Below are 7,677 nucleotides of genomic sequence, written 5' to 3'. Positions count from 1 at the left end.
TTGTTGTACAGTACTTCCTTCCTTTGTGATGTTTTCACGTTCTTTATTCATCTGGCTCCATTTTGCTTCATCCATACTCCCTGTTACATATAGTTGTGTACTTTGCTTCACGATATTTAGCAAGATAGATTCAGATTTTGCAATAAGCGATGCATTATATTGTTTTGGAACGGTTGTTTGTGGAATCGACCATTCTTTCACATAAAAACTAATGTTTTTCTTAGAAAGCAAGTCTCCCATTTGCTTTGCGCTTGTCCCATCATTACTAACAAACGTTACAAGATAATATTTTCCAGCTTCTTGTCTCATCGCTACTGGTATGCCTTTCGCTTTCATAGCATCAAGCGTAGCCTGTCCCTTTTCTTTGGAAGAAAATACTCCTGTTTGTAGAATAGAGAATTTGACAGGCTGCAAAGCAATCGTATCCTGCTGAACTACTTGTTGTTTGGCGACAATGGCATTTGGCTGCTTTCCTTGCGTTTGGCTATCACCTAGTGTTTGCAAAACAGCTATTCCTAATCCAGTTCCAAGGATTACAGCAGAGCTTACTGTGAGTACAATTCGTTTTTTTAGATTAATCGAACTCGCGGATGATGGGGGAATATCTATATGAGGTTCCACTTTGGCAGCTTGAATCACCGCCTCGTCTTTCTTAGCTGAAACGATTGCTTTTCGTTTTTCTTTGTATGACACATTTGTGCCGTTTAGCTTAATCGATATTTTTGGAGAATACTTGTCCATATTTTCCTCTCCTTTCTAATCTCAAACCGTAGCCTATCGCAAAAATAAACGAGATTCTTGTATTAGAAAGATATTCCTCATCAATATGGAATAGAACAACAAAACGATAGTCATCTTCTGACTATCGTTTTGTTTCTATAATAAACTTTCGTACCTCTGCTATAAAATAGAGAGAACCTGTGATTAATAATACATCCTTTTCATTTAGCTCTGAGATTGTATGTTCGTAAGCTTCTTTCCAGTTTTCATATACTTCATTTTCAGTAGTGTGACAATGAGAGGCGAGTAGATTTGCAGCTATTGCACGGTGAAATGAAAATGTCGTAAATATCATCTTACTAGCAACAGTCTCTAGTAACGATACCATTTCTTCTAGCTTCTTATCTCCAAGTGCACTGAACATAATTACAATTCGTCTGTCTCCGTAATGAGCTTTCATCGTTTCTACTACACTTTCTACTCCCTCAGGATTATGGGCTCCGTCAATAATAACGGTCGGATTCTCTATTAATTGTTCAAATCTTCCAATCCAATATGCTTCTCGTAGCCCTTCTCGAATGTGCTCTTCATTTATATGAAAAGATTGAAACATTTTCAAATAATAAATACCCATGATAGCTAGGGAAGCGTTATGAACTTGATGAACACCCTTCATTGAAATCGAGACTTGCTCAAGTCTTTGAAATTCACAAGAAAATGAAAATAGTTCCCCATTTGACTCAGAACGCATATATTCATTGGTAAAATCATGGCCTAATACATACGTTTTTGCTTGCTTCTCCCGTGCTACTGATGTAATAACATCAAGAGCTTCTTGCTGTGTAACACCTGTTACAACAGGGGTATCTTTCTTTATAATCCCTGCCTTTTCATACGCAATTTCTGCTAACGTATTTCCTAAAATATGCATATGATCATGACCGATTGTTGTAATTATGGACAATAATGGAGACACAACATTTGTAGAATCATATCTACCGCCAAGACCTGTTTCCAGCAAAACAATATCACAACTATTTTCATGAGCAAAGTAGTAAAAGGCCATGACGGTAATAATTTCAAACTCTGTTGCAGCGCCAAGTTCTGTTTTATCTCCCGCTTCTACCAAAGGCTTCATTAGGTTCACTAGTTTCAAAATATCTTCATCCAGAATCTGCGTTCCGTTCACACTAATACGTTCATTAAATCGTTCGATATAAGGAGACGTAAATGTTCCTACCTTATATCCAGCTTTCTGTAAAATGGAACGCATATAGGCAACGGTAGAGCCTTTTCCATTCGTGCCTGCAATATGGACAAATTTCACAAGTCTTTCAGGATGATCTAATTGTTCTAGCATCCAATTCATCCGTTTTAATCCCGGCTTGATTCCAAACTTAAGTCGTTTATGAATCCAATCGATTGCTTGTTCATAAGACTGTATCATGCTACCCCTCCTAACTCAACAAGCCTAGCAAGAAAAGGTCGCTAGGCTCATCTTGTCGATGATTCTACTGTTGTAGTTCAGCTAGGCGAGCACGAACAACTTCACGTTTTTCAACATAATCTTGTTCTTTCTTACGCTCTTCTTCAATTACATGAGCAGGAGCCTTTTTAACAAATCCTGCATTGCCTAGTTTTTTCTGTACGCGTTCTACCTCTGCGTCAAGCTTCTTTACTTCTTTCTGTAAACGTTCCACTTCTTCTTCAATATTAATTAGACCCTCAAGTGGAAGAAATAATTCCACTCCGGTTACAACTGCTGTCATAGCCTTCTCAGGTGCTTGTATATCCGTTGCAAGGATAAGATCGCTTGGATTACAGAAACGTTCAATATAAGCACTGTTTTGCTTCAAGCTTGCTAATAAAGTTTCATCCTTTACCTTTAGGAAAAGCTGGATTTTTTTGCTGAGCGGTGTATTTACTTCCGCGCGAATGTTACGAACGGTCCGAATTATTTCTGTGAGAATTTGCATATCCTTTGCAGCTTGTTTATCTGACAGATTCTCACGTACTTCTGGCCATTTTGAAACGATAATCGATTCTCCTTCATGTGGAAGGGCTTGCCAAATTTCTTCTGTCACAAATGGCATGAACGGATGGAGCAATTTCATTGTGCTCTCTAACACATAGGCCAATACAGAGCGAGTTGTTTTCTTTGCTGCCTCATCTTCTCCATATAACGGAAGCTTTGCCATTTCAATATACCAATCACAGAAGTCATCCCATATAAAGTTGTAAAGGGAGCGTCCTACTTCCCCAAGTTCATATTTATCAATATTTCTTGTTACACTTTCAATGGTTTCATTAAGACGTGTTAAAATCCATTTATCTGCAACGTTCATTGTTCCCGTAAGATCAATTTCTTCATACTTCATTTCGTCTAGATTCATTAATACAAAACGAGAGGCATTCCATATCTTATTGATGAAATTCCAAGTTGATTCTACTTTTTCAATACTGTATCGAACATCCTGACCAGGGGATCCGGCAGTTGATAAGAAGTAGCGCAAAGAATCTGCTCCGTACTTTTCAATCACTTCCATTGGATCGACACCGTTTCCGAGTGATTTACTCATCTTGCGTCCTTCTGCATCGCGAACGAGTCCGTGAATGTATACATCTGCAAATGGGCGTTTCTCAGTAAATTCTAACCCTTGGAAAATCATACGAGAAACCCAGAAGAAAATAATATCATACCCTGTAACAAGTACATTTGTTGGATAATAGCGTTTAAAATCAATCGCATCACGGTCTGGCCAGCCTAACGTTGAAAACGGCCATAGTGCCGAACTAAACCAAGTATCTAATACATCTGAATCTTGTTCCCAGTTTTCTATATCTTCCGGTGGATTTACAGATACATACACTTCCCCTGTTTCCTTGTGATACCAAGCTGGTATACGATGCCCCCACCAAAGTTGACGAGAAATACACCAATCACGAATGTTTTCCATCCAGTGTAAATAAGTTTTCTCAAAGCGGTCTGGTACAAATGTAACCTTTTCTTCTTCTTGCTGAAGTGAAATTGCCTTCTCCGCTAACGGCTGCATTTTTACAAACCATTGAGTAGACAAATAGGGTTCTACTACTGCCCCGCTTCTTTCGCTATGTCCAACCGAGTGTGTCATTTCTTCAATTTTTATAAGAACGCCTTGTTCTTGCAAATCTTGAACGATTTGCTTACGGCATGCGAAGCGATCCATTCCTTCGTATTTACCAGCTTTGTCATTCATCGTTCCATCTTCGTTCATAACGAGAATACGTGCTAGATTATGACGATTCCCAACCTCAAAGTCGTTCGGGTCATGAGCAGGTGTAATTTTCACAGCTCCTGATCCAAAGTCCATATCTACGTACTCATCTGCAATAATCGGGATTTCACGACCAACAATTGGAAGAATAAGCGTTTTTCCAATTAAATGTTGGTACCGTTCATCTTTCGGATGGACAGCCACAGCAGTATCACCTAACATCGTTTCAGGCCGAGTTGTCGCAATTTCTAAAAAGCCCGTGCCATCAGAAAGTGGGTATTGTAAATGATAGAACGCACCTTGGATATCTTTATAAATAACTTCAATGTCTGAAAGAGCTGTTCTTGTTTGTGGGTCCCAGTTGATGATATATTCACCGCGATAAATTAGCCCTTTTTTATATAGCGTAACGAACACTTCACGAACTGCATCGGATAATCCTTCATCTAAAGTAAAGCGTTCACGAGAATAATCAAGCCCTAATCCGATTTTTTCCCACTGTGCACGAATATGAGCTGCATATTCGCCTTTCCATTCCCATGCTTTTTCTAGAAATTTCTCACGTCCAAGATCATAGCGCGATACTCCTTCTTCCCGTAGCTTTGCTTCTACCTTTGCTTGGGTTGCAATCCCAGCATGGTCCATGCCAGGAAGCCATAATACATCGTAGCCCTGCATCCGCTTTGCACGCGTCAATATATCTTGCAAAGTTGTATCCCATGCATGACCTAAGTGAAGCTTTCCTGTTACGTTAGGCGGCGGAATTACAATCGTATACGGTTCTTTCTCCGGATCTCCCTTAGCTTCGAAATACTTTCCTTCCACCCACCATTTATAGCGACCTTCCTCTACAGACGTATGATCATATTTTGTCGACAACGTCTTCTGTTCCATACCTATCCCTCCTAAATTAGAAAAGCATAACCGGCTCGTTCAGCTCCGAAGGGCGGAGGTTCTCGACACAAAAAGGCGTTTTTTGCCTTTATGGGGCGAGGTTCTCCGACCCGAAGGAGCTAGCCGGTGTAGCTAGACACCATGAAAAGCGTAACCGGCTCGTTCAGCTCCATAGGGCAGAAGTTCTCCTCTCAAAAAGGCGCTCTTTGCCTTTATGAGAGGAGGTTTTCTGACCGGAGGAGCTAGCCGGTGTAGCTAGACACGAAAAGCGTAACCGGCTTGCTCAAACAAAAAAACTCCCTCATCCTCATAAAAGGACGAATGGAGTTTGGATTCGCGGTACCACCTTTTTTTGCAGACTAAAGCCTGCACACTTCATTATGTAACGGGTTTCATCCCGGCTTCTTCTACTCGTACTTCAAAGAAGCTGCTCAAGAGGCTACCTTCTATCGTTGTCATCTAAGAAATCTCCCAGCAACTGATCTCTCTCTCTGTAAGATGCTTGTGCGATATACTCTTCCCTATCTACGCATTTTTCTATTCGAATCATATTCTATCATACATTATAGTCTAAAAAAGAAAAACATAATCGTCAATATCGTTTTTCGAGTTTTTTATTCTCTGAACGTACAAAATCCATAGGCACATTTCCTGATTTGTATCATATGCTAGAAGGAATACAACCCACGGAGGAATCAATGATGCGACGCAATAAGCGAACTTACAACTTCTCCACCCCTTCATGGTTTCGATCGTTTCAGTCGATTGCTTATGATTTTATTATCCCTTTAACCATTTTTCAAGCAATACGAACATTAATTCTTCCCACATTTTTAGACTTTATCATACTTGCCATTTTTATCACCTTAACCATTCGAATCCATTGGCAGCAACCGTAAACTAACGACCATGAATCAAAAAAAGAACTGTTACAACAACGCTAGATACAGAGTCGTTTTGTAACAGTCCTTTCCCTATTGACTGACACTTCATTCTTTATGTCTGTTGATTTTGCTGATTCTGCTGTGCTTCTGCAGCTTGAATTTGGGTGATAAAAAATTCGGTGTTACTGATGAGCCAATAGCCCTGCTGTAGATTTTTAACGGAGTTCAGCTCTTGCATATCTTTTCGAGGAGCTACATCTATATATTGGGATACTCGTTTTGTAAATCTTTGTGGATAGGCAAGGTAAGCAAGGAGAAGTTGTTTTTCCTCTTGTGAAAAAGGATATGTTTTTTGGTATTCATGAAACCATTCATATCGATCATTACGAGCCATCGGATACGTATAAAGCGAACGTAAGTAGAATTGAACTAAATCCTGAACAGGTGTAGATAATTGGGATTGCTCTAAACTAATGAAATAGCCATTTCGTTGTTGATCAAATAAAAAGTGGTTTCCTGCGACATTCCCATGTATAAGCGATATACGCGTCGATTCCTTATCCTTCATTGCTTCATGCCATTCTCCCAGCTTTTTCGTTGCAAACTCGTGGGAACGAACGACATGGTGATAATACGTACAATACTGAAGTTCAAATGGTGACATATACCACTTGTTTTCACAGGTTAAAACGAATTGGTCCAGCATATCTCGTTCCTGCTCCCATTGCTTTGAGAGCGTATCAAAATGCAGTTGGATTTTTTCTTCTGATACTTTTTCTTCGCGGGAGGTTTTTTGATGCATAAGTGCTAGCGCCCGAAACATTTTATGATAATGGTCATTTTCTTCATTATCATCTGATTCTAGCCAAGGCATTAAGTAATAGCTGTTCTCATCGTCAGAAAGTACATAATTCCCATCATTTGTATGATAAACAGGAGCAAAATTTGTAAACCCCTTTTCCGTTAACAATTGGAGATTCTGCATGAAATTGCTGCGCTCATAAGATGGGCGCAGCTTCTTTAATGCGTATGGACCTTGATTCGTATAAACTTTCACAACATTTCCATACTCTTCTAAATGTTCTGCGTGAAGCCGATACATTTTTAAAATAGGAATATACCGATCTCTCACTTCACGATCCATATAGGCGATGATCCTTTCTATTTAGATAAGGTGAAACTTCCATCCTCCAGCTTATACATTGCTTTTTGCGATGGGAATATACAGTATTTCTCCTTCTTGCACATATAAGTCATCTAAGACATTTACACGTGTTAATTGCTGAATCGTAATATCATACCGTTCTAGTATCGAATCAATCGTATCTCCTTGTTGTACAAAGTACATGCGTAATTTGGTGAACTCTTCTTCTCGTTCCTTCGTAGTAAATAACTTCGTTAAATAAAGTGCATTTTCATCACGTTTAGAAAATTCAAATTCGTCTTCCTCCTCTTTTGAGGTTGAAATCTCCTCGTTCTTTCGATTTAGCCATCCTGCTTTGGCAACTACATCTTGTCTTTGTATAACAACAGGTTCTTCTACTAGCTCTTCTACTGGCTCTTCTACCAGCTTTTCTACCAGTTCTTTTGCCGGTTCTTTTCTTTCGACAAGCTCAAATGGTTCAAATAGATCTTCCTCTTCTTCAGGAGTATGCTCGTGAAGAAATTGTGAATGTTCATCTAGTTCCGGTTCATCTAGTTCCTGCTCCTCAATAAGCTCTTCTTCGCGCTGTATTTCTTCTCGTAATCCGTGAATGGAGAGATCTGCTATCAGTTGCAAACATCCTGATTCAGGCAGTTCATAATCAAACGTTTCAATGGTTACAAACAAATCTGCTATTTCATGAACACGGCCCCGCGGAATTGATATTTCTAACGGAAATGCATGTGAAAGCTCATTAATGCCATCCTCCCGAATATAGATG

Annotated in this window: 6 protein-coding genes and 1 other annotated feature; of the genes, 1 reads left to right on the top strand and 5 read right to left on the bottom strand. The window is 39.5% G+C overall.

Translation table 11 applies throughout. From position 1 onward, the window contains the following. From AC11ZT_RS11515 to AC11ZT_RS11505, 3 genes are all read right to left on the bottom strand, one after another. A partial coding sequence (locus AC11ZT_RS11515; protein ID WP_484059729.1) for a hypothetical protein occupies positions 1 to 741 on the bottom strand: 741 nt, incomplete at its 3' end. A 121-nt stretch (positions 742 to 862) separates the two neighbouring features. Next, positions 863 to 2,167, bottom strand: a complete 1,305-nt coding sequence (locus AC11ZT_RS11510) for a bifunctional folylpolyglutamate synthase/dihydrofolate synthase (protein ID WP_484059728.1) — start codon at positions 2,165 to 2,167, stop codon at positions 863 to 865. Positions 2,168 to 2,231: 64 nt separating this feature from the next. Next, positions 2,232 to 4,868 (bottom strand): valine--tRNA ligase, encoded by a 2,637-nt coding sequence (locus AC11ZT_RS11505; RefSeq protein ID WP_484059727.1) that lies wholly within the window; start codon positions 4,866 to 4,868, stop codon positions 2,232 to 2,234. Between the two features lie 310 nt (positions 4,869 to 5,178). Further along, positions 5,179 to 5,405: a binding site (T-box leader), on the bottom strand. A 161-nt stretch (positions 5,406 to 5,566) separates the two neighbouring features. Between AC11ZT_RS11505 and AC11ZT_RS11500 the strand changes: the two genes are divergently transcribed. After that, positions 5,567 to 5,767, top strand: coding sequence for a hypothetical protein (locus AC11ZT_RS11500; protein ID WP_484059726.1), 201 nt, complete (start codon positions 5,567 to 5,569; stop codon positions 5,765 to 5,767). Between the two features lie 97 nt (positions 5,768 to 5,864). Here the strand turns inward: AC11ZT_RS11500 and ysxE are convergent, their stop codons facing one another. Continuing rightward, on the bottom strand, positions 5,865 to 6,896 hold the full coding sequence (ysxE, locus tag AC11ZT_RS11495) for a spore coat protein YsxE (RefSeq protein WP_484059725.1): 1,032 nt from the start codon (positions 6,894 to 6,896) through the stop codon (positions 5,865 to 5,867). A 51-nt stretch (positions 6,897 to 6,947) separates the two neighbouring features. Beyond that, positions 6,948 to 7,677, bottom strand: a 730-nt coding sequence (locus AC11ZT_RS11490; RefSeq protein WP_484059724.1) for a LysM peptidoglycan-binding domain-containing protein, incomplete at its 5' end; no start/stop codon positions are given.

It is taken from the genome of Ectobacillus sp. (assembly GCF_056992975.1).
Note: the sequence above shows the minus strand (reverse complement) of the source record. Positions and strands in the feature narration are given on the sequence as shown.